The 20,624-nt window shown below is 59.4% G+C and carries 24 protein-coding genes; 15 read left to right on the forward strand and 9 right to left on the reverse strand.

Translation table 11 applies throughout. From position 1 onward, the window contains the following. Window positions 1-127: 127 nt before the first annotated feature. From ACIQJ2_RS12590 to ACIQJ2_RS12615, 6 genes are all read left to right on the forward strand, one after another. On the forward strand, window positions 128-1,315 hold the full coding sequence (locus ACIQJ2_RS12590) for an extensin family protein (protein WP_400669044.1): 1,188 nt from the start codon (window positions 128-130) through the stop codon (window positions 1,313-1,315). 178 nt (window positions 1,316-1,493) lie between these two features. After that, the gene (locus ACIQJ2_RS12595; RefSeq protein ID WP_400669046.1) at window positions 1,494-1,778 is read left to right on the forward strand and encodes a hypothetical protein; all 285 of its coding nucleotides are present in this window, start codon (window positions 1,494-1,496) and stop codon (window positions 1,776-1,778) included. A gap of 387 nt (window positions 1,779-2,165) precedes the next feature. Next, window positions 2,166-3,092 (forward strand): ABC transporter ATP-binding protein, encoded by a 927-nt coding sequence (locus ACIQJ2_RS12600; protein ID WP_199147943.1) that lies wholly within the window; start codon window positions 2,166-2,168, stop codon window positions 3,090-3,092. Further along, window positions 3,089-3,850: an ABC transporter permease gene (locus tag ACIQJ2_RS12605; protein ID WP_199147945.1), complete on the forward strand. Its 762-nt coding sequence runs from the start codon at window positions 3,089-3,091 to the stop codon at window positions 3,848-3,850. The genes ACIQJ2_RS12600 and ACIQJ2_RS12605 overlap by 4 nt, the downstream gene beginning before the upstream one ends. A gap of 161 nt (window positions 3,851-4,011) precedes the next feature. Further along, a complete protein-coding gene (locus tag ACIQJ2_RS12610; protein WP_400669050.1) occupies window positions 4,012-5,337 on the forward strand; it encodes a bifunctional folylpolyglutamate synthase/dihydrofolate synthase in 1,326 nt (441 codons plus the stop codon). Then, entirely contained in the window at window positions 5,334-5,864 is a 531-nt protein-coding gene (locus ACIQJ2_RS12615; protein ID WP_400669053.1) for a GNAT family N-acetyltransferase, read from the forward strand. Before ACIQJ2_RS12610 ends, ACIQJ2_RS12615 begins: the two co-directional genes overlap by 4 nt. Before the next feature lie 25 nt (window positions 5,865-5,889). Here the strand turns inward: ACIQJ2_RS12615 and ACIQJ2_RS12620 are convergent, their stop codons facing one another. The 4 genes from ACIQJ2_RS12620 to ACIQJ2_RS12635 form a co-directional block, all read right to left on the reverse strand. Beyond that, entirely contained in the window at window positions 5,890-6,795 is a 906-nt protein-coding gene (locus ACIQJ2_RS12620) for a DMT family transporter (RefSeq protein ID WP_400669055.1), read from the reverse strand. A 105-nt stretch (window positions 6,796-6,900) separates the two neighbouring features. Further along, window positions 6,901-7,602, reverse strand: coding sequence for a TIGR02281 family clan AA aspartic protease (locus ACIQJ2_RS12625; protein ID WP_199147952.1), 702 nt, complete (start codon window positions 7,600-7,602; stop codon window positions 6,901-6,903). After that, the gene (locus ACIQJ2_RS12630) at window positions 7,599-7,940 is read right to left on the reverse strand and encodes a DUF1289 domain-containing protein (RefSeq protein WP_400669059.1); all 342 of its coding nucleotides are present in this window, start codon (window positions 7,938-7,940) and stop codon (window positions 7,599-7,601) included. The genes ACIQJ2_RS12625 and ACIQJ2_RS12630 overlap by 4 nt, the downstream gene beginning before the upstream one ends. Next, window positions 7,840-8,616 carry an adenosylcobinamide-GDP ribazoletransferase gene (locus ACIQJ2_RS12635; RefSeq protein ID WP_400669061.1) on the reverse strand — a complete coding sequence of 259 codons (777 nt, stop codon included), beginning with the start codon at window positions 8,614-8,616 and terminating at the stop codon, window positions 7,840-7,842. The genes ACIQJ2_RS12630 and ACIQJ2_RS12635 overlap by 101 nt, the downstream gene beginning before the upstream one ends. A gap of 128 nt (window positions 8,617-8,744) precedes the next feature. Here ACIQJ2_RS12635 and cobT point away from each other — a divergent pair, with 128 nt between their 5' ends. Further along, window positions 8,745-9,761 (forward strand): nicotinate-nucleotide--dimethylbenzimidazole phosphoribosyltransferase, encoded by a 1,017-nt coding sequence (cobT, locus tag ACIQJ2_RS12640; protein WP_199147958.1) that lies wholly within the window; start codon window positions 8,745-8,747, stop codon window positions 9,759-9,761. A 283-nt stretch (window positions 9,762-10,044) separates the two neighbouring features. Beyond that, window positions 10,045-10,437 carry a diacylglycerol kinase gene (locus tag ACIQJ2_RS12645; RefSeq protein ID WP_400669064.1) on the forward strand — a complete coding sequence of 131 codons (393 nt, stop codon included), beginning with the start codon at window positions 10,045-10,047 and terminating at the stop codon, window positions 10,435-10,437. 17 nt (window positions 10,438-10,454) lie between these two features. Here the strand turns inward: ACIQJ2_RS12645 and ACIQJ2_RS12650 are convergent, their stop codons facing one another. Further along, a complete protein-coding gene (locus ACIQJ2_RS12650; protein WP_400669067.1) occupies window positions 10,455-11,984 on the reverse strand; it encodes a sensor histidine kinase in 1,530 nt (509 codons plus the stop codon). Window positions 11,985-12,110: 126 nt separating this feature from the next. Between ACIQJ2_RS12650 and ACIQJ2_RS12655 the strand changes: the two genes are divergently transcribed. The 3 genes from ACIQJ2_RS12655 to ACIQJ2_RS12665 all read left to right on the forward strand — a co-directional run bounded on the left by ACIQJ2_RS12655 (window position 12,111) and on the right by ACIQJ2_RS12665 (window position 13,867). After that, complete coding sequence (locus ACIQJ2_RS12655; RefSeq protein WP_400669601.1) at window positions 12,111-12,683, forward strand: thermonuclease family protein; 573 nt, start codon at window positions 12,111-12,113, stop codon at window positions 12,681-12,683. Further along, window positions 12,683-13,312, forward strand: a complete 630-nt coding sequence (locus ACIQJ2_RS12660) for a uracil-DNA glycosylase family protein (protein ID WP_199147986.1) — start codon at window positions 12,683-12,685, stop codon at window positions 13,310-13,312. Before ACIQJ2_RS12655 ends, ACIQJ2_RS12660 begins: the two co-directional genes overlap by 1 nt. Before the next feature lie 66 nt (window positions 13,313-13,378). After that, window positions 13,379-13,867 carry an Lrp/AsnC family transcriptional regulator gene (locus ACIQJ2_RS12665; RefSeq protein ID WP_068388031.1) on the forward strand — a complete coding sequence of 163 codons (489 nt, stop codon included), beginning with the start codon at window positions 13,379-13,381 and terminating at the stop codon, window positions 13,865-13,867. A gap of 62 nt (window positions 13,868-13,929) precedes the next feature. Here ACIQJ2_RS12665 and ACIQJ2_RS12670 read toward each other — a convergent pair whose 3' ends face one another. Beyond that, window positions 13,930-14,802 (reverse strand): NAD(P)-dependent oxidoreductase, encoded by an 873-nt coding sequence (locus ACIQJ2_RS12670; RefSeq protein ID WP_400669071.1) that lies wholly within the window; start codon window positions 14,800-14,802, stop codon window positions 13,930-13,932. A 266-nt stretch (window positions 14,803-15,068) separates the two neighbouring features. Between ACIQJ2_RS12670 and ACIQJ2_RS12675 the strand changes: the two genes are divergently transcribed. The 4 genes from ACIQJ2_RS12675 (at window position 15,069) to ACIQJ2_RS12690 (ending at window position 19,079) form a co-directional block, all read left to right on the forward strand. Beyond that, complete coding sequence (locus ACIQJ2_RS12675) at window positions 15,069-16,037, forward strand: aliphatic sulfonate ABC transporter substrate-binding protein (RefSeq protein WP_400669073.1); 969 nt, start codon at window positions 15,069-15,071, stop codon at window positions 16,035-16,037. 195 nt (window positions 16,038-16,232) lie between these two features. Then, window positions 16,233-17,408, forward strand: a complete 1,176-nt coding sequence (ssuD, locus tag ACIQJ2_RS12680; RefSeq protein WP_199147968.1) for an FMNH2-dependent alkanesulfonate monooxygenase — start codon at window positions 16,233-16,235, stop codon at window positions 17,406-17,408. 23 nt (window positions 17,409-17,431) lie between these two features. Beyond that, on the forward strand, window positions 17,432-18,268 hold the full coding sequence (gene ssuC / locus ACIQJ2_RS12685) for an aliphatic sulfonate ABC transporter permease SsuC (RefSeq protein ID WP_400669077.1): 837 nt from the start codon (window positions 17,432-17,434) through the stop codon (window positions 18,266-18,268). Between the two features lie 10 nt (window positions 18,269-18,278). Then, window positions 18,279-19,079, forward strand: coding sequence for an ATP-binding cassette domain-containing protein (locus ACIQJ2_RS12690; protein WP_400669079.1), 801 nt, complete (start codon window positions 18,279-18,281; stop codon window positions 19,077-19,079). Here ACIQJ2_RS12690 and ACIQJ2_RS12695 read toward each other — a convergent pair. From ACIQJ2_RS12695 to ACIQJ2_RS12705, 3 genes are read right to left on the reverse strand one after another with little or no spacing between them, the layout of a single operon-like run. Continuing rightward, window positions 19,076-19,552, reverse strand: coding sequence for an SRPBCC family protein (locus ACIQJ2_RS12695; RefSeq protein ID WP_199147971.1), 477 nt, complete (start codon window positions 19,550-19,552; stop codon window positions 19,076-19,078). The genes ACIQJ2_RS12690 and ACIQJ2_RS12695 overlap by 4 nt on opposite strands. Beyond that, window positions 19,549-19,893 (reverse strand): metalloregulator ArsR/SmtB family transcription factor, encoded by a 345-nt coding sequence (locus ACIQJ2_RS12700; RefSeq protein WP_199147972.1) that lies wholly within the window; start codon window positions 19,891-19,893, stop codon window positions 19,549-19,551. The genes ACIQJ2_RS12695 and ACIQJ2_RS12700 overlap by 4 nt, the downstream gene beginning before the upstream one ends. After that, complete coding sequence (locus ACIQJ2_RS12705; protein ID WP_400669082.1) at window positions 19,886-20,578, reverse strand: glutathione S-transferase family protein; 693 nt, start codon at window positions 20,576-20,578, stop codon at window positions 19,886-19,888. Before ACIQJ2_RS12705 ends, ACIQJ2_RS12700 begins: the two co-directional genes overlap by 8 nt. Window positions 20,579-20,624 lie beyond the last annotated feature (46 nt).

Below are 20,624 nucleotides of genomic sequence, written 5' to 3' on the forward strand. Positions count from 1 at the left end.
AACCCTTCATCGAACGTCAAAGTGCCATGCGGACACAGGTCGGTTCTCGGCGGTAAGCTTTCGTTCACCGTTCCCGTTTAGGCTTTGTAAGTGCTACCGACCGTGGCTGGGGCAGCGGATCAGGACTATGACCTATTTACCCATTCTGCGGCGCGCACTGCTGCCGTTACTGTTGTCGTCGGCGCTGGTCGCCTGCACGGCTGACGGTCTCGTGCCGCCGTCGAATGTCGACAGCGCCTCGCGCGTCGGCTCAATCAAGCCTCATCGCAGCGCGCCACAACGGCAGTTCTCTTATCAAGGCATGCAGGATCCCGTCGTTTCTGCCTCCAACAACTATGCCAATGGCAAGCGCGGCTCCGGAACGGGTGAAGCCGTGACGACGACGGATGTCGAAACGGGTCTGGCGCCACAATCGAGCATTCCGTCGCAGGGCGTCAATATGGATGCCGAACTCGGGGTTGGACCAGCCGAAGAGGCTCAATCCGCGTCGGTCGTGGGGTTGGCGCAGGAGGAGCAGCAGAATATTGCCGAGGGCCAAACCGACGAGCCCGTGGTCGACGGCATCGGCTCGGATGCGCCGACGCAGACCAATCGATCCATTCTTCAAAGGTCGGCCGCACAGGCGGAACTCAATCGCTCGCCGATATCAAGGCAGCAGCCGGGGACGCAGGTCGCCATGCTGCCCCGCGTCGACAACCCCGTATCGCGTCTCGATCGCCAATTTGATGCGCCGCAATCGTCTCCCGGGATGATGCCGCCCTCCGAAATCGCCTGTCGTCAGGAACTTCGCCGTATGGGCGTCATCTATACGGACAAGCCTTCGATCTCGAACGGACCAGCGTGTCAGGTTCCCTATCCGATTTCTCTAAGCGGGCTTTCCGGCAATATCGCGGTCCGTCCGGCCGTTACATTGAATTGCCAGGTAACGCTTGCCTTCGCGAAATGGGTCAAGAACGAGTTGGCACCGGCGGCGCGCACACGCTACTGGTCGGGCATCGGCACGATCGTTCCGCTCGGCGGCTATTCCTGCCGGCGCATGAACAATAGCCGGCAACGCTATAATCCGATGTCGGAGCATGCCCACGGCAATGCCATCGACGTCGGTACATTCGTGCTGAAGAACGGCCATGTGATCGACGTGCGCAAGAAGGGGCTGTTCTCTTTCCGCGAAGGCGGATTGCTGAAGGCCGTTCGAACGGATAGCTGCCGCTATTTCGATACCGTGCTCGGCCCCGGCAGCAATCCCGAGCATTGGAACCATTTTCATTTTGATCTTCGTGATCGGAAGGGCGGCCGGCGTTATTGCAGCCTTTGATTGGCTCTTTGCCGGGTATACATCTGCTCTTGTCTGAAGCGGTCGCTGATTTATCTAAAGCGCGTCGCGATCTCCAAACTTCGCTTTTGCGCTTCAGATCTTTGATCTTGGGCATGTCGTTGTCGCAAGATCGCTGAATATTTCGCGCGGCATGCTTTGGTTGAGCAAGCATGGTCAAATGCGGAGAGCGGAGGCAAGCGAGGATTTCATGGAAGACGTGCCGAGACGGAAAAGAAGCCTAGGAAGAGCGCTCATTGCTGCCCTTATCGCCATTGTCGTTGTCATCGGAGGGCGTTGGTACATCTATGTCGCCTATGCCGAGGATCCATTTGATGAGGTTGGGATCGGTCTCAATACGATGATGCCGACGCCCATCCGCAACAAGGGCTGCGAAATGCTGAAGGCTCGCTTCGAGCACAAAACGCTGCCGCCGGCCGGTTGTGGCGTAAACGGCAGCTGGTAACCGTCGTTTCGGTTGTCAAAGCATGTAGAAAAGAAAAAAGCCGGCAAGTGCCGGCTTGAGTGGTGCATGGCAACGACGGGGGATCCTTGCCTGCTCCAGAAAAAAACTTCATGTTGCAATGAGGCACGCAATATGAATGCGAGGGCAATAAATCGTCCAGTAAAATAGGCGCTTACGTGTCGCCAAGAGGCGTTGGGCGGAGTGCGACAAACGTTGCTTACCTAACGAGCTATATGCCCGACGAAGGTCACGATTTAATGACAGCTTATTTGGCTTACGCGAACGCTGTGTTTAGTCCTCATAGGATGGTAAAAGCCTGAGCCCGGCTATATAGCGGGCAAACGCCGATAAATTCATCATCATTACAAGGCCGGACTTGCCCGCATCATGGCTCCGATCATTTCCATTCGTAATCTCACCAAAACCTACGGCAACGGGTTTCAGGCACTCAAAGGTGTCGATCTCGATATCGAACAGGGAGAAATTCTTGCCTTGCTCGGGCCAAACGGGGCGGGCAAGACGACGCTGATCTCCATCGTCTGCGGCATCGCCAATCCGAGCAGCGGCACGGTATTGGTCGGCGGCCATGACGTCGTGCGCGATTTTCGCGCCACGCGCAGCATGATCGGCCTCGTGCCGCAGGAGCTGACGACCGATCAGTTCGAAACCGTGTGGAACACGGTCAGTTTTTCGCGCGGCCTGCACGGCAAGAAGGCAAACCCGGCTTACATAGAGAAGATCCTGCGCGACCTTTCTCTGTGGGACAAGAAGGACAACATGCTTCGCCAGCTTTCAGGTGGCATGAAGCGGCGCGTCCTGATTGCCAAGGCGCTTTCGCACGAGCCGCAGATTCTTTTTCTCGACGAGCCGACCGCAGGCGTGGACGTGACCTTGCGCAAGGACATGTGGCATGTGGTCGAGCGCCTGCGGGCTTCCGGCGTGACGATCATCCTGACCACACACTATATCGAGGAGGCCGAAGAAGCGGCAGACCGCGTCGGCGTCATCAATGGCGGCCAGCTTCTCCTTGTGGAGGACAAGAAGGCGCTGATGGCCAAGCTCGGCCGCAAGCAGCTCATTCTTGAGCTGACCGAGCAGCTCGACGCAATACCGAACTGTCTCGAAGGCAATGGGCTTTCGCTCGGGCCGAACGGCATGACCCTCATCTATGATTTCGATAACCAGAACGAACAGTCGAGTATTGCCGCGCTGCTGTCGAAGCTCGCTGCCGAAGGAATTCATTTCAAGGACCTCTCGACGCGCCAAAGTTCGCTTGAGGATATCTTCGTATCGCTGGTTGGAGCAGGCAAATGAACTTCGAAGCGATCAAATCCATCTACATGTTCGAAATGGCCCGCACGCGGCGCACGCTGCTGCAGAGTGTCGTCTCGCCTGTTATTTCCACATCGCTCTACTTCATCGTTTTCGGGGCGGCGATCGGCTCGCGCATCAATCTGGTCGAGGGTGTTTCCTATGGGGCGTTTATCACGCCGGGCCTGATCATGCTGACGCTGCTGGGCCAGTGCATCAGCAACGGCTCCTTCGGTATCTATTTTCCGAAGTTCACCGGCACGATCTACGAAGTGTTGTCGGCGCCGGTCGCCATGACGGAAATCGTTCTTGGATATGTCGGTGCTGCGGCGACCAAGGGGATGCTGATCGGCTTGATCATACTGGCAACGGCGAGCTTCTTCGTCGATATCAGGATCGAGCATCCTCTCATGATGATCCTGTTTTTCGTCCTGACAGCCGTGACTTTCAGCCTGTTCGGTTTCATGATCGGCATATGGGCCGGGAATTTCGAGCAGCTGAACCTCATTCCCATGCTCGTCGTGCCGCCGCTGACTTTCCTGGGCGGAAGTTTTTATTCGATCAACATGCTGCCGCCATTCTGGCAGGCTGTAAGCCATCTTAACCCGGTTCTCTACCTCGTCAGCGGCTTCCGGTGGAGCTTCTATGGTATTGCCGATGTCAATCCGGTGCTGAGCCTGGCGATCATCACGCTCTTTCTCATCGTCTGCCTCACCGTCCTCGGATGGATCTTCAAGACAGGATATCGGTTGAGGAACTGATGACGGGGCCTGATCCGCAAATTTAGGGCCTTGTGGCGCTTGCCGCCGCATGGAACTGATTGGTCCTGACTTGATGTAGCGAGATGGTCGGATGTCCGTACGCGTCGAAGACGGTCGTGCCACTTGCCGCCACTCGCATGGTATCTCGACGAAGGTATATCATGCCACAATCCGCTTGCGACCTGTCCATCGCGCTCTCCCGGCTCGACCAGCTGACCAATTGGGAGCGTAAGCCACGCGGCGAGATGCGCGTGGGCCTTGAGCCGATGCTCGATCTCATGCATCGATTGGGCGATCCTCATCGCAGTTTTCGTGCCATTCACGTCGCCGGCACCAAGGGTAAGGGGTCCGTTTGCGCACTCACGGAAGCTGGATTGCTTCAGGCCGGTTGGCGTGTCGGCCGTTATGCGTCGCCACATGTCGACCGGGTGAACGAGCGCGTCAGCGTTCTCGGCACCGAGGTCGAGGACGGTGCGCTGGCAAAAGCGATCATGCAGGTGCTGGATAGCTACGAGAGCGCCAAGCAGGCAGCAACGGCTGGAGAAGACGCCACCTGGTTCGATGTGATCACGGCCGCCGCCTTCGTGGTGTTCAGAGATGCCGGCCTGAACTGGGTCGTCGTCGAGGTCGGGCTCGGCGGCAGGCTGGACTCGACGAATGTGGTCTTCGGTGAGGTTGCGATCGTTACCAATATCGGGCTTGAACATACTGAAATTCTCGGCACGACGCGCGAGACGATCGCGCGGGAGAAAGTCGGCATATTGAAAACAGGCGCAACGCTGGCCACCACGCTTGCTGCCGAAGACGCCGCAGGTCGGGTGTTGCAGCAGCGCGCCGATGAACTTGGTTGCGATGTGCTTCGAACCGATCTTGCCGGCGATGCAACGATAGCGGAAACAAATATCGCGCTTGTCGGCCTGGTATTCGATCATCTCGGCCGAAAAGGCGAGTGTGTCCTGGAAGGAGTGGCGAAGGGGCAGCCCATCGGGCCGAGGCTGCTGCAGCCTGACGTGGTCGCCAAAGCACGGTTGCCAGGGCGAATGGAACGCTTCGATTTCTCGCTGCCGCCGGCACTGCGAAAAGGACGGGAAACGGTGCCTTTGATGATGGACGGTGCTCATGTGCCGTTCAATATCGAGGCTGTCCTTCGCGATATTGCGCGCCTGTCGGATGTTAGCGGCAAATGCATTGCTTTGGTTGCGTTGGCATCGGACAAGGATGCTCCCGGCTTCCTGGCTGTGTTGTCACGCCACGCTTCCTACGCTGTATTCACGGAGGCGTCGGGATCGGGTCGTGCCCATACTGCGTCGGAACTGGGTGAAATTTGGCAGTCTATGGGAATGGCGGGGGACGCAGAACCGGATCCGCACAAGGCGCTGGATCTGGCTCTTGAGAAGGCTTCAGACGGTGGTGGCTGGATACTGGTGACCGGCTCTCTCTATCTTGTCGGCGCGCTGCGCAATACCGTCTCGGGGACGATCGGGTGACCGCGGAAATTGCGATCAGACCAGCTGCGGTCACCGATGCGGCCGATATTGCCAGGCTGCACCGCCTGGTCTGGTGCGAGACCTATCGCGACCTCGCGCCGGCGGAGGTCTATCACACGCTTGACGAAGATTTTCGGCGAGCGCGATGGAGCGACATGCTCGCCAATCCCAGCCTGCATCAAGCCATATTGCTGGCGGAACAAGGAGACCGGCTCGTCGGCATTGGAGCAGTCGGTGCGCCAACGCACCCCGCTTTTGAGGGACGAGGCGAAATCCGCTCGCTTTACATAGATCCCTCTGTGAAGCGCCAAGGGCTTGGGCGCCACCTCATGCGGGAACTGGTGGCGCAGCTGGCCGCCTTCGGTTATTCAAGTGCGGCGCTGGGCGTCGTGGTCGGCAATGAACCGGCGATCGCGTTCTACCGATCGCTCGGTGGTCGTATCATCGGGCAATATACCGATCCCGGACCGGTCTGGCGCTCCGACAATTTGGTTTTCGTCTGGGACGACCTGTCGTTGCTGCATTGATCTTCTGTGCAGCGTCCACTGCAACTCACTCTGCGGTGACCTTCTTGCGCGGGGCGATGGTCATGGCCATGACACCGGCGACAACGCAGACGAGGCCGATGGCTGCTGTCGAGGATACGGGCTCCCCCAGGAAGATCACGCCGATGCCGACGCCGATAGGGACGCGCAGATAAGCCTGGGCGGTCGTGCCGACCGAGCCGAGGGTCTGGATGAGCCGAAAGTAGATGCTGAAGGCGAGGGCGGTCGAAACGACCGACAGGCCGAGCAGCGAGAGGATCGAGGCTGTGGAGGGCGCCAGCTGCCAGGGATGTTCGACAATCAGGCTGGCGGGGATGAGGAGCGCTGCTCCGCATAGCAACGAGCCAGCCGCAGGCATCATCGGATCCAATCCCTTGAAATTGCGTCCGAACAGCGCTGCACTTGCATAGCAGATGGATGCGGCAACGACGGCAAGCTGCGCAGGGAGTTGTTGACCTACTCCGTGAAGCGCGTCGACGCCGATGATCAGGCAAATGCCTGCCATACCCGCGATGACCCCGAAGAGCTTGCGGCCTGTCAGCCTTTCGGTACGCAACAGGATTGCGGCGATCAGAAACGCGAAGATCGGCGTCGTGGAATTCAATATAGTCGCCAGACCAGCATCGAGTGTCTGTTCGGCCCAGGCGATCAGCGTGAAAGGAATGGCGCTGTTGAGGCAGGATTGAATGAGGAACCGCCGCCATACCGCTGGATCCCTCGGTAGGCTCAGGCCGCGCCAGCGAATGATGACGAGCAGGACGACACCGGCAATCAGCGTGCGGGCGGCAATCAGCGTAATCGGCGGAATGGTCGCTACGCCGACGCGGATAAAGCTGTAGGATGCCCCCCAGCAGGTGGCGAGAAGCAAAAGGAGCAACAACTCCTTGGTTATGTCTGTCTTAGCGGGCGCCATGGTTGTCTCACTCTCCGGGCTGTTCGGGTCTGCCGCTTTTTAGAGTGAAGAGACCAGCGAATGCTTCGATCTCCGCCGAACTATCGATTGCCGTTTTCGCCGTGCTCAATCGCGAAGGCGAAGCTCATCGGTCTGCATCTGCATCGATCCCAGTGTTTCCAGGAAGCTCATGCCGAGCAGACTTTGATCCAGCTTGCCCGCTTCGGCCACACTTGCCTTGACATCGTGACGCTTGATCGGCCCGATCGACACAGAACCAAGCTCGACGGGCGCCGCGCTGGCGCGACCATTCGCGGTCATCACGGTCATCGAGTAGGTGAGATTTTCCGGAATGATCCCGACGCGCTCGGCGTCTTCCTGCGACAAGGCGATCGTGCTGGCGCCTGTGTCGACAAGCATGTCGATGGGCTGTCCGTTGATCCTGACCACGGCCTCGAAATGTCCGCTGGATCGCTTGTGGATAATGACTTCCTGTCCGCCTTCGCTGGTGGTGACGACGACCGCACGGCCAGGTATCAGGCCGGCAAAGAGGCGATTACCGACCCGTTCGGCGTCGTAGCGATAGATGTAGGCGGTCGCCAGCGCCATGATGATCACGAACCAGATCAGGAGATTGCGCAGCGATTGGCTGAGGGTGTGGCGACTGCCCCACACGGCGGCGCTCATCATCAAGGCTATCGGCACGAGGTAGATGACGCGGGCAAAGTCGTCATTGTGCATGCCGAAGGTCATGCCGGTGTTGTTGTTGAAGATGAGAAGCGCGAGGCCGATGCCGAGAATGGCGAGAACGATGTTCAGGCGGTTCATACGGCGCTGCGCTCCTGTGTCTGTTGCGACGGGCCAATATCCTCGCCGGGCCGAGGTGCGAGCTTGGTCATGCGTGCGGGAAGAGTTTCCATGACCGCGCGTCGCTCGTCGTCGCTGTAGCTTATCCACGCGCCGATTTCCGCGCCTGTACGGCCGCAACCGAGACAGTAACCGGTGTTTTCGTCGAGGGAACAGACAAGGATGCAGGGTGTTAGCATAGGATCATATATCGAGGCTTCAAACACACATGGCAAGGGTACACAGCGACGCGATCTCGCAAATCTGCTGGGTCGCGCCGATCGTGTCTCCGGTATGGCCGGACAGTCTTTGACGCACATGTCTGTTCGACAAAAATGTCGTGATCGCGACAACGAGAAGGCAGGAGACGAGTGAAGGAATGCCCTGGGTGGGCCAGATTAGCAGGAGGGCAAGCCCGAGCGTTGTGATCAACGCCAGTTGCATGGCGTTGCCATCGGGTTGGCCTGCAGAGGCGGCGACGCCGTCAGGCTTTGCCGAAGGGAGGACGTGCCAGTGCCACACCATCGCGCCGCGGCTGAGCGCGGCTACGGCGAGCAGCGCGGCGGCTGCGTCGGTAGACGATACATGGCGGGCAATGGCAGCGAGCGCGGATGCCCGCAGCCCGAAGGACAGGATCAATGCGACCGCGCCATAGGTGCCGATGCGGCTGTCCTTCATGATACCGAGGGCGCGCGCGCGATCCTTGCCGCCGCCAATTCCGTCCGCGGTGTCGCTGAGACCATCCTCATGCAGGGCTCCCGTCGTCACGGTCTGTACCGTAAGGGCCAGAAACGCCGCCATGAGCGGATCCGCATGCATCGCAAGCAACAAGCCGAACACGATGGCGGCGGGAAATGCGACCAGCAAGCCGGCAACCGGAAAGGCACGTGACACCGTCCCGAGCTTGCCGTCATGACCGGCAAAGAAGGATGCCGATACGGGAATGCGGCTCAAGAAGGCGACGGCGCGCGCGATATCGCGCATATATTCCCGCATTTCTTCCTCTCCCCGCAATTCGCTCGACAGCATCGAACGCTTTTGGAGTTGTTCGCGCCGGTTCCGACGACTAATAGAGTCGCACGCAAAGAACCTGATTTGAGACCAAAAGACAAGGAACGGCATTCATGAGCGTAACCGGCTTGCCATTCGACGATTTCCGCACGCTGCTGCGCGACCTTCCGGGCCCGGATGCCCGCGCGCTCGTGGCGGCGCGCGAGCGCGACGCACAGCTCACCAAACCGCCAGGCGCGCTCGGCCGTCTCGAGGAGATAGCTTTCTGGCTGGCTGCCTGGTCTGGTCGCCCGCCTGCCGTCACCCGGCCGCTGGTTGCCATCTTCGCCGGCAATCATGGCGTTACCAAGCAGGGAATTACGCCATTCCCGCCTTCGGTTACGCAGCAGATGGTGGAAAATTTCGCAGCCGGCGGCGCGGCGATCAACCAGATCTGTGTCACCTATGATCTCGGCCTGAAGATCTTCGACCTGGCACTCGATTTTCCGACCGCCGACATTACCGAGGAACCGGCGCTCAGCGAACGCGACTGCGCTGCCACCATGGCCTTCGGCATGGAAGCAATCGCCGGCGGCACGGATCTGCTCTGCATCGGCGAAATGGGCATCGGTAACACCACGATCGCCGCAGCGATCCACTATGCGCTCTACGGCGGCAAGGCGGAAGACTGGGTCGGCCCGGGAACCGGCTCCGAAGGCGAGATGCTGAAGCGCAAGATTGCGGCTGTCGAGAAGGCGGTTGCACTTCATCGCGCTCATCTTTCCGATCCGCTTGAAATCCTACGTCGTCTGGGCGGCCGCGAGATCGCTGCCATGGCTGGCGCGATCCTGGCCGCGCGCATGGAGCGTATCCCCGTCATCATCGACGGCTACGTCGCGACCGCTGCCGCTTCCATCCTCAAGGCTGCCAACCCGGCGGCGCTCGATCACTGCCTGATCGGCCATGTTTCGGGAGAGCCGGGACATCTGAAGTCGATCGAGAAGCTCGGCAAGACGCCGCTTCTGGCGCTAGGCATGCGGCTCGGAGAAGGTACGGGTGCGGCACTCGCGGCGGGTATCGTCAAAGCCGCTGCCGCCTGCCACTCCGGCATGGCGACCTTCGAAAGCGCTGGCGTCACCAACAAGCATTGACCGGATATCGCGGCGAGGTGCCGGAGGGGCATCTTGCCACCGATTTTTCTGTGGAACTATCAGTTCGCGTCATAAATCTGTAATGAATTCCCAGTGGCGTTCTGAAGTGCCGACTTGCTTCAAAGGAGGCGAGGCGGTATTTGCAAGTCGCCCAGAGCCCGTCGCGATCTTTCAGATGCGCTTTCGGCCATTGATTTCGCGCATGTCGTCGTCGCAAAACCGCTGCACATTTTCGTGCGACATGCTCTAGATTTGCAATCGGGATAATACGGGCGGAGCAGGCATGGCCGAGTTTTCGAAACCTGCAGTTACCAAGGAAACCGGGATCCGGCATTTCTTTGCGGCCGCCAGCTATTCATGGGGCGGCTTTCAACGGCTGCTACAAGAGTCTGCCTTCCGTCAGGAGCTTTTCTTTGCGGCAATATCGCTGATCCTGCTGATCGTCGTCGGGGCGAGCCTTGGCGAGATCGTCATCGCCATGGTGCTTTTCCTTGGTGTCTTCGCGATCGAGGCGATGAACACGGCAGTCGAAGAGGTCATTGACCGGATCTCTCCGGAGATTTCGAATGTCGGCAAGCACGCCAAGGATCTTGGCTCGTTCGCGGTGCTCTGCATGCTGGTCGCGTCCGGCCTCTACATGCTTTACGTCGTCGGCAGCCATTTGTTTTTCCGCTAGGCGGGGAAGTTCAGGTCTCAGGCGAAGCTCTTCTTCCGCCGTCCGGCCAGCGGAGCGTCCTCGACGGCCGGCAGACTTTGCAAAACGCGCTTGGCCGGCAGGATCGCGATGACCTCTGTACCTTCGCGCAGCTTGGATTTCAGCGCGAATTGACCGTCATGCTTGGCGAGTATGGCTTGCACGATCGGAAGGCCGAGACCGGTGCCTTGCTCGGCGCTCTTGATGGCAATCGACCCCTGACCGAAGGCCGAGAGTACGATCGGGATTTCTTCCTCGGGGATGCCGGGGCCGTTATCCTTGATCGCCACATATTCCCCGCCGCCGGCCGTCCAGCCGACTTTGACGCTGATTTCACCACCCTGCGGCGTGAATTTCACGGCGTTCGACAAAAGGTTGAGAATGACCTGCCGCATCGACTTCTCATCCGCCCAGACGGAGGGAAGCTGCGGTTCTATCTGCGAGGAGATGGAAATGTTCTTGGCGCGGGCGCGCAACTGCACCATGCCGATGCAATCTTCGGCGATATCGAGCAGCGAGATCGCCTCTTCGTTCAACTCGTATTTGCCGGCCTCGATGCGCGAGAGATCGAGGATCTCGTTGATCAGGTTGAGCAGGTGCTGGCCGGATCGATGGATATCGGTGGTGTATTCCCGATAGGTGGGGTTGTTCAGGGGTCCCATGACCTCGGCTGACATGACTTCAGAAAAGCCGAGAATGGCGTTCAGCGGCGTCCTCAATTCATGCGACATGGAGGCAAGGAAGCGGGATTTGGCGAGGTTAGCCTCTTCTGCACGCCGGCGTGCCTCGTCGGACATGGAATTGGCGACTTCCAGCTCCGCGATCAGATCGTCCTTTTCCGACTGGAAAGAAAGGATCTTGAGATTGGACTGGAACATCCGGTTGGTGATGAAAGTGAAGAAGATCACGGCAACCGAGACGGCTGCGGTCAGTGCTATATCCGAGGGATTTCGGGTCAGTATCGCGGTAACGACCAGCACCATGGTCGGGGGCGCGAAGGCGAAAGGCACGGCACGCGGCAACATGAAGCTCGCCATGGCCGTGATGCAAATCGCCACCAGCAGCGTCGTGCCCTTGTACAGGCTGAAACTGTCCCCGCCGCAGGTCGTGCAGGTCTGCATTGTGAAAACCGCCCAACACAGCCCGGTCAACAATTGCCCCAGCAACAGGATCTGCCGCCACTTTCGGGCGCCTTCGATGGTCATTTCCTGCTTCTTGGCGCGTCTGCCGAGTAGCATGTTGATGGCGTGCGCCGTCAGGATCGGGATGGTCCAAAGAAAAATAGCGATGTCGCGCGTCAGATAAACCCCGAGTGCTGCGACGACGACGACAAAAATCGGGACGACCGCCGCGCCCTGCAGCAGGGAGTCGATGTGCATGACCATGAGTTCGCGGTCGAAATTGCTGCTATGCCCCGTCTGCAGGCGCTCACGCGTCTGCCGCACGGCCTTCGACACAGCCCGGTTGCGGTGGCTGCGCGATCGGTCGACGATGTTCTTATCTGTCGATGTGCTGGCGCCGGTTCTCATGGTTTCATTGAAACTTGATCTTTGTGAGATTAGAGACTACCGGCCAATTCTTAAGAAGATGCTGCGGCGAAATGTTTTGTTTGCCATCTTCGCCAAGGATTTGTTGTTAAAGGAGGCAAGAACGTGATGCGGTCAAGCCGCCTTTTTCGCGACGGCGTGGCCACATTTGCTCTGCTCGGCATTCTCGCTCTGCTCGCGTCGAAACTGAATAATCGGCCGGAACTCGTTCAAACTGGTAATTTTTACGTCGTTGACGGCGATACGCTTTCCGCCAATGGACAGCGTCTGCGGCTGAAAGGCATCGACGCACCGGAATATCGACAACGGTGTCGACGCGATGGCGCGGATTGGGCGTGCGGCGAGGAGGCGCGCAAGGCTCTTGTCACAATCGTTAAAACCGGCAGGCCGGAATGCCGTGGTGCGGAGAGAGATCGCTACGGTCGCCTTCTGGTGACATGCATGGTTGGTGATGTCGATATCAATGCTGCCATGGTTCGCAGCGGCATGGCATTATCCTATGGCGGTTATGCAGCCGAAGAGCTGAAAGCACGACAAGCGAAGGCGGGCGTATGGGCTGGCGATTTCGAGCGGCCGAGCGACTATCGCCGCGAGGCGCGTGTGCAGCAGGCGGCCGGGGGCGATCCGATCAGGAATCTGGCAGACTACGTATGGCAGCTCGTTGGGTGGGGCGTGCAATGATGCAAAAGGAAGAACTGCAGGAGTTGAGCCGGGCAATTGCGGCCTGTCGCGTCTGTCGTGACATGCCTGCCAAAGGAGAGGCGCATAGGCTGCCCCACGAGCCGCGGCCGATCGCGACGCTTTCCGGGACAGCACGCATTCTGATTGCGGGGCAGGCCCCTGGTCTAAGGGTTCACGAGAGCGGCTTGCCCTTCAATGATGCTTCCGGTGATCGGCTGCGGCAATGGCTAAACGTCGATCGCGAGAGTTTCTACAACCCTGAACATTTTGCAATGCTGCCGATGGGCTTCTGTTTCCCCGGCTACGATGCCGCCGGCAGCGATATGCCGCCGCGCAAGGAGTGCGCGCCTTTGTGGCGAAAGAGAGCCATGGACGCGATGCCGCAGATCGAGCTTATCCTGACGATCGGTCAATATGCCCAGGCGTGGCATATGGGCCCGGAGCGGATGGCTTCCATGACGGAGACGGTCGCCGAATGGCGGCGCTATCTTCTGACCAACCGGTCGCCTGCCATATTGCCCTTGCCGCATCCAAGCTGGCGCAATAGCGGCTGGCTGAAACGCCATCCCTGGTTCGAGGCGGAACTGCTTCCCGTATTACAAGAACGTGTGAGAATCCTCGTTTCTTGAAACAAGTTTCTTTTATTCCGCCGATAATAGGCTATAGAGAGAATATAATTCGAAGGGATGCTGAAAATGGACCGTCTTGACCGCAAAATCCTGCGCCTCCTGCAGGAGGACTCCACTCTGGCCGTGGCCGACCTTGCCAAGAAGGTCGGATTGTCGACCACCCCGTGCTGGCGCCGCATCCAGAAGATGGAAGAGGATGGCGTCATTCGCCGTCGCGTGGCGCTGCTCGATCCGGAAAAGGTCAACACCAAGGTCACGGTTTTCGTATCCATCCGCACCAACAGCCACTCTATCGAATGGCTGAAGCGTTTTTCCGAAGTGATTGCCGATTTTCCGGAAGTGGTCGAGTTCTACCGCATGAGCGGCGACGTCGACTATCTGCTGCGTGTGGTCGTTCCCGATATCGCCGCCTATGACGCTTTCTACAAGCGCATGATCGCGAAGATCGAAATCCGCGACGTCTCCTCGGCTTTCGCGATGGAGCAGATCAAGTATTCGACGGAACTACCGCTCGATTACATGCTGATCGAGAATGCCAAATCCAACGAGGACTGACCCGAAACGAGCGCCGTCTTGATGCGGCGCTCGCTCCTTGCTGCGTTGGGCCGCGGCGTTCCTTACTTCTTGTCCAGGCGCGCGAGCAGCGAGGAGGTATCCCAGCGATTGCCTCCCATCGCCTGAACGTCGCCGTAGAACTGGTCGACAAGCGCCGTCAGAGGTAGCTTGGCCTGGTTGCGGCGTGCTTCCTCCAGCACGATGCCGAGATCCTTGCGCATCCAATCCACGGCGAAGCCGAAATCATATTTGCCTGAATTCATCGTCTTGTGGCGGTTTTCCATCTGCCAGGAGCCGGCGGCACCCTTGGAAATGACCTCCACGACCTTCTCGATATCGAGGCCGGCCTGCTTTCCGAAGTGAATGCCTTCCGCCAGGCCCTGAACGATGCCGGCGATGCAGATCTGGTTGATCATCTTGGTCAGCTGGCCCGCGCCAACCGATCCCATCAGGCCGACCATGCGCGCATAGGCTTCGATGACGGGACGTGCCTTCTCATATACCTCTTCATCGCCGCCGCACATGACGGTTAGTACACCGTTCTCGGCGCCGGCCTGGCCGCCGGAGACCGGGGCGTCAATGAAGCCGATGCCCTTGTCCTTGGCCGCATCGTAGAGCTCGCGGGCAACTTCGGCGCTTGCGGTCGTGTTATCGATGAGAACGGAACCGGCCTTCATGGCCGAGAGCACGCCGTTTTCGCCCGTCGTCACCGAGCGCAGATCGTCGTCATTGCCAACGCAGGTGAAGACGAAGTCGGCGTTCTCCGCAGCTCGAGCCGGGGTAGGGGCGAACTTGCCGTCATATTGCTTGGCCCATGCCTCGGCCTTGGCGACGGTACGGTTGTAGACGGTAACGTCGTGCCCACCCTTGACCTTCAGATGCCCGGCCATGGGGTAGCCCATGACGCCCATGCCGATGAATGAGACCTTTGCCATTCCTGTAACTCCCTGTCCGAATTTGACTCGAAGGCTTAGCGGAAAGCCTGATTGGACGGAAGGCCGATCTATCTGACAACTTGTCACCGTGGCATGATGTTTGAAATATGATTTCTAAATCTGGCATTTATGGGAATGGAATTTCGCCGTAGGTGCAAAACTTCATAATATCCTTTGTCGATATAATCTATGGATTTGCGATCCTTTGCTATCGACAACGAGCCGATGGCCGCGAAAGCGCCTGAGCCTCATGAAAGGGATCCTCGATGATTTCGCGCAGACAGACACTCGGCCTCCTCGGCGCTACGGCCGCCGCCTTTGCGTTGCCGTCGATCCGGTCGGCGCGAGCAGCCGCCGCAACGACGCTTCGCATCGGCTGGCAGAAAAACGGCGTACTGGCGCTCGCCAAACGCAAGGGCGCGCTGGAAAAGCGGCTCTCCGATCGCGGCATATCCGTCGAATGGTCGGAATTTACCTCAGGGCCACCGCTTCTCGAAGCGCTGGGCGCGGGCGCGCTCGATTTCGGCGCCACCGGCGATGTACCACCGCTCTTTGCGCAGGCCGCCAATGGCAATCTGCTCTATGTCGGCCTCTATACCGGCAGTCCCGAAAGCTCGGCCATTCTGGTTCGCAAGGATTCACCGATCCAGACACTCGCCGATCTCAAGGGCAAGAAAGTCGCTTTCAAGCGCGGTTCCAGCGCCCACAACGTCACGGTTAAGGCGCTGCGCAAAGGAGGGCTCACGGTCAACGACATTCAGGCACTGGATCTTGCGCCGCCGGATGCTTCAGCAGCGTTCAAGACCGGCGCCATCGATGCCTGGTCCATCTGGGATCCGTATCTCGCCATCGCCGAGGCAGACCCGGATACCCGCATCCTGACAACAGCGCGCGGTATCGTCGACTCCTTCAGCTACTTCCTCGCCAACACTGATTTCACCAAGGATAACCCGCAGGTCGTCGCCGACATCATCGATGAGCTTGCCAAGGTCGGGGCAGCGGCGCAGTCCCATCTGGATGAAAGCGTTGCAGCGCTAGCCGAAATTACCGGCGTTCCGGCAGCGGTGACCCGGGTGACACTGACGCGCCCCGGCGCCGATCTCGGCGGTGTCTCGACCATCACGGATGCTGCAATTGCCTATCAGCAGGGCTTGGCCGATGAATTCTACAATCTCGGGATCGTGCCGAAGAAACTGACCGTCACGGATATCGTCTGGCGACCGAGGGCGAGCTGAGGAGCGGCCACTGCCGCTGCGGCAGCCCACATCCGAAACACTACGGATGTGGGTCGCGTCAGCAAAAATATTCCGTCCAACGCCTGGCAATAGAAAATCTGCATTGTCGATATAATCCATAGTCTATGTCACTATCCAAGTCGAACATCGGGAAGTGGCTTCCGATCACGCGCATCCAGAAGGCAGGAAAACGTCATGACCGCGACCGCAAAACCCATCGATTTTCTCTGGTTCATTCCGACTTCCGGTGACGGCACCTATCTCGGCACCTCCGATCTCAATCGGGGGCCGGAGATCGGATACCTCCAGCAGATCGCGCAGGCGGTCGATCGCCTTGGCTATTCCGGCGTATTGCTGCCGACAGGCGTCTCCTGCGAGGAATCCTTCGTTACCGCAGCTGCTCTGTCCGCCCATACGCAGAAGTTGAAGTTCCTCGTCGCGATCCGCCCGGGCACGGCGTCGCCAGCCTACTATGCGCGTCTCGCCTCGACGCTCGATCGTGTCTCCAACGGCCGCGTGCTGTTGAATATCGTCGTCGGCGGCAGCCCGGCCGAGCTCGCGGGTGATGGCATTCATCTGGAGCATGACGAACGCTACGCCCATGCGGACGAGTTCTTCCACGTCTGGGAGGAGCTATTGGAGAAGGGCTCCTCAACGTTCGAGGGCAAGTACATCAAGGCGACCAATGCACGGCTTGGCCTGCCGCCGGTGCAGGCGCCGCGTCCGCCGCTCTATTTCGGCGGTTCTTCCGATGCCGGTATCGAATTCTCTGTCGGCCGGGTCGATAAGTACCTGACCTGGGGCGAGCCGCCCGCGCAGGTCGCCGAAAAGATCGAGAAGGTGCGCGCCGCCGCTGCCAAGCGAGGGCGCGAGGTCAGCTTCGGTATCCGTCTGCATTTCATCGTCCGCGAGACGGATGAAGAGGCATGGGCCGCTGCCGACAAGCTGATCTCCAAGCTCGACGACGAGACCATCCGTGAGGCTCAAGAGCAATTCGTGACGCAGTCCGACTCTGTCGGCCAGAAGCGCATGGCAGCGCTGCATGGCGGCCGACGCGACAAACTCGAAGTATCGCCAAACCTCTGGGCCGGCGTCGGTCTGGTGCGTGCCGGCGCCGGCACAGCGCTGGTGGGATCGCCGAAGACGGTAGCGGCAAGATTGCGCGAATATCAGGAACTCGGCATCGAAACCGTCATCGGCTCCGGCTATCCGCATCTGGAGGAGGCCTATCGGGTCGCGGAGCTCCTGTTCCCCGAACTTGGATTGAGCCGCGAAGAACAGCGCGCGGGGTTCCGCAACGAGTTTGGCGCCAAACAGATCTTTGCCGGCGGCAGCCACGGCGGCAATCTGAAGGTGGTTTCCGGCTCGTAACTCATTCTTTCAGGGAGATCCTCATGTCGGCATTCGATACTTCCTTCATACGCGTCGGCGCCGAAAGCCGGACCCGTCCGGTCAGGACGGCAAGGCAGGTCGTCTCGTTGCAGAGGTTTCTGCCTTTCCTGCTGCCAATCGTCGTCATTGCTGCCTGGCAACTCGGGTCGACGTTCGGATGGATCTCCACTCGTATCATGCCGTCGCCGGCAGCTGTCGTGGTTGCCTTCTGGCAGACGACAATTTCCGGGCAGTTGCCAAACAATATCCTGGTCAGTGCAGGCCGCGCATTCGCAGGCCTGCTGGTCGGCGGCTCGATCGGCTTTCTCCTCGGCATCGCCAATGGCGTGTCGCGGTTATCCGAACAGCTGACGGATACGACGCTGCAGATGCTGCGCACCATTCCGCATCTCGCCATGGTGCCGCTCGTCATTCTCTGGTTCGGTATCGGCGAGGAATCGAAGCTGTTTCTGACCGCGCTCGGTGTGCTCTTCCCGATCTATCTGAACACCTATCACGGCGTTCGCAATGTTGACCGCGGGTTGATCGAGATGGGACGGGTCTATGGCATGAGCAACTGGACGCTGTTTCGGAAGGTCATCTTCCCCGGCGCCTTGCCGTCCATCCTCGTCGGCCTGCGCTTCGCGCTCGGCATCATGTGGCTGACGCTCATCGTCGCTGAATCGATCGCCGCATCGTCCGGCATTGGTTACATGGCCAACAACGCCCGTGAATTCGGCATGACCGATGTGGTTGTCCTGACGCTGGTCATTTACGCAATTCTCGGCAAGCTTGCCGATGTCGTCGCGCGAACGATCGAGCGCAAGGCTTTGCGCTGGAACCCAGCCTATCAGAATTGAGGAGCTTGCCATGAGCGCTATCGCGATAGACCGTCCGAGGACGGAAGCCGACCATGTTGCTCCGCCCGTTGCGGGCGCTGCGGCGATCCATATCAAGGGTCTGGAAAAGAGCTTCGGAAATAACCGCGTCCTGCGGGGCATCGATCTCTATATTCCTGCCGGGCAGTTCGTTGCCGTCATCGGCAAGAGCGGCTGCGGCAAGAGCACGCTGCTTCGTATCCTGATGGGACTGGAAGAGCCGAGCGCGGGCCATCTGCGCTTCGAAGCTTTCGATGGCAAGGATGCGCAACCCAATACGCGCATCGTCTTTCAGGAGCCGCGGCTGTTGCCCTGGTTTTCTGTTGCCGACAACGTGGCCGTTGGCTTGGGCGAGGGCGTGCCGACGGAGGTATTGCGAAAGGAAACTGCGTCCGTTCTTTCCGAAGTTCAGCTCGCCGAAAAGGCCGACGAATGGCCCTCCAGTCTCTCGGGCGGGCAGAAACAGCGTGTGGCGCTTGCGCGCGCGCTCGTCAGCAAGCCCGGCATCCTCGCTCTCGACGAGCCGCTTGGCGCACTGGATGCGCTGACACGCATCAGCATGCAGGAATTGCTGAACCGCGTCTGGCGAGAGCTTGGTTTTACCGCGGTGCTGGTGACGCATGACGTCAGCGAGGCCGTGCATCTGGCCGATCGCGTCGTGGTGCTCGACGAAGGGCGGATCGTGCTCGATCTCGTCATTCCCTATCCACATCCGCGCCGCCACGGCAATCCGGCGCTTGCCGAACTCGAGGGGCAGCTTCTGGCAGCCATTCTTGGTGACATCAGGAGCTAATTCGGCCTGGTATCGTCTCCCTCGACATAGAGCCGGAGGTTATCGAAGCCGATTTCCGTACCCATCAGCCGTGAGCCATTGTCGCCGTAGCCATCGAGAAACACCACCTGTTCGACGAAAGTCATCTTCGTGCCGCCGGGCTCAGGGGCAAAATTGACCGTCGCTAGCGACACGGAAATTCTGGCGTCGTCGAGCATCATGTCGAATGCATAGATGAAGCGCCTGTTCTGGACGACGTCGATGTAGCGTGCCTCGTAGGCGTGCACGACGCCATCCGGGGAGGCTGTGCGGTTGCTCTCGCGGCCGCCGGCACGGAAGTCGAGCTGAAAATCCAGCTGTTTCCATTCGCCGTGGCAGGCAAACCATTGCCGCTTATGCTCAGGGATTGCCCAGGCGTTGAAGACCCTGGCCAAAGGCGCCTTGAAGTGGCGCTCAATGGTGATCGTCGTATGGTCTGTCGATCTCTCGCTCATTCGTCCGTCGCCTCCGTCGATGTTTCCGCCAGGAACAGGTCGAGCCGATCGAAAGTCCTGTTCCAGGATGCCTTGCGCTCGGCAATCCATCGCTCGACGGCTGCAAGTGCCTCCTTGCGAAGATGATAGGTTCGCACCCTACCGGCTTTTTCCGATAGAACGAGCCCGCTGGTCTCCAGCACCTGCAGATGTTTCATCACGGTGGGCAGCGCCATGTCCAGTGGCTGCGCCAGCTCCGTAACCGAGGCCGGTCCAAGCCCCAACCGATCAATCATGCCGCGGCGGCTCTGGTCGGAAAGGGCCTGAAACATGCGGTCGAGCGCCTGTGGTTCCTCAAGCATTCGGCATTTCCGGCCGGAATTGCTCAGGCAGATTCCGGCTATAAGGGTAAAAATGGAAGTAGGGCATGGCTTCCTTGAGGACGCGTGCGAAGGATGGGCGCGCGAGAAGGCGCCGGTAATAGGCCGTCAAGCTGCTATGCTCCTCGCCAAAGGGAACGAGCGTTTCGGCATAGAAAAGTGCCGGCGCTGCCGCACAATCGGCCATCGTCAGACTGTCGCCGGTGATCCAGATCTTTCCATTCAACTGCTTCTCGATCATTCCATAGGCAGTGTGTAGCAATGCCCTGGCGTCGGAAACGGTCTGGGGGCTTTGATCCTTCTCCGCCCGGCGCACGTCAGCGACGATCTTCTGCATAGGATCCTGCACATAGAGGTCGAAGAAACGATCCCAGAGGCGGACGCACAAGGCATCGGATGGCTCTGTCGGCAATAGCTGGATCGCACCCGGATAATGTCGGTCGAGATACTCGATGATGATGCTGGTTTCGGGAATGGTGCTATCGCGCGCTTCGTCGCGAAGCACCGGGAATTTGGCAAGGGGCCAGAGCCGGACAAGTGAGGCGCGGGACTCTTCATTGCCGAGATCGATCACCCGGCTTTCGAACGGCGTCCCGTTTTCATAGAGCGCCATCAGGACCTTGTGGCAAAACGATGCGAGGGGATGCTGATAGAGAATGAGGGACATGCGACGACCTTTCCATGATCAAGGTTCGAGCTGATACTTGCTTTAT

Source organism: Rhizobium sp. NPDC092011 (genome assembly GCF_044756305.1).
Lineage (GTDB): Bacteria > Pseudomonadota > Alphaproteobacteria > Rhizobiales > Rhizobiaceae > Rhizobium.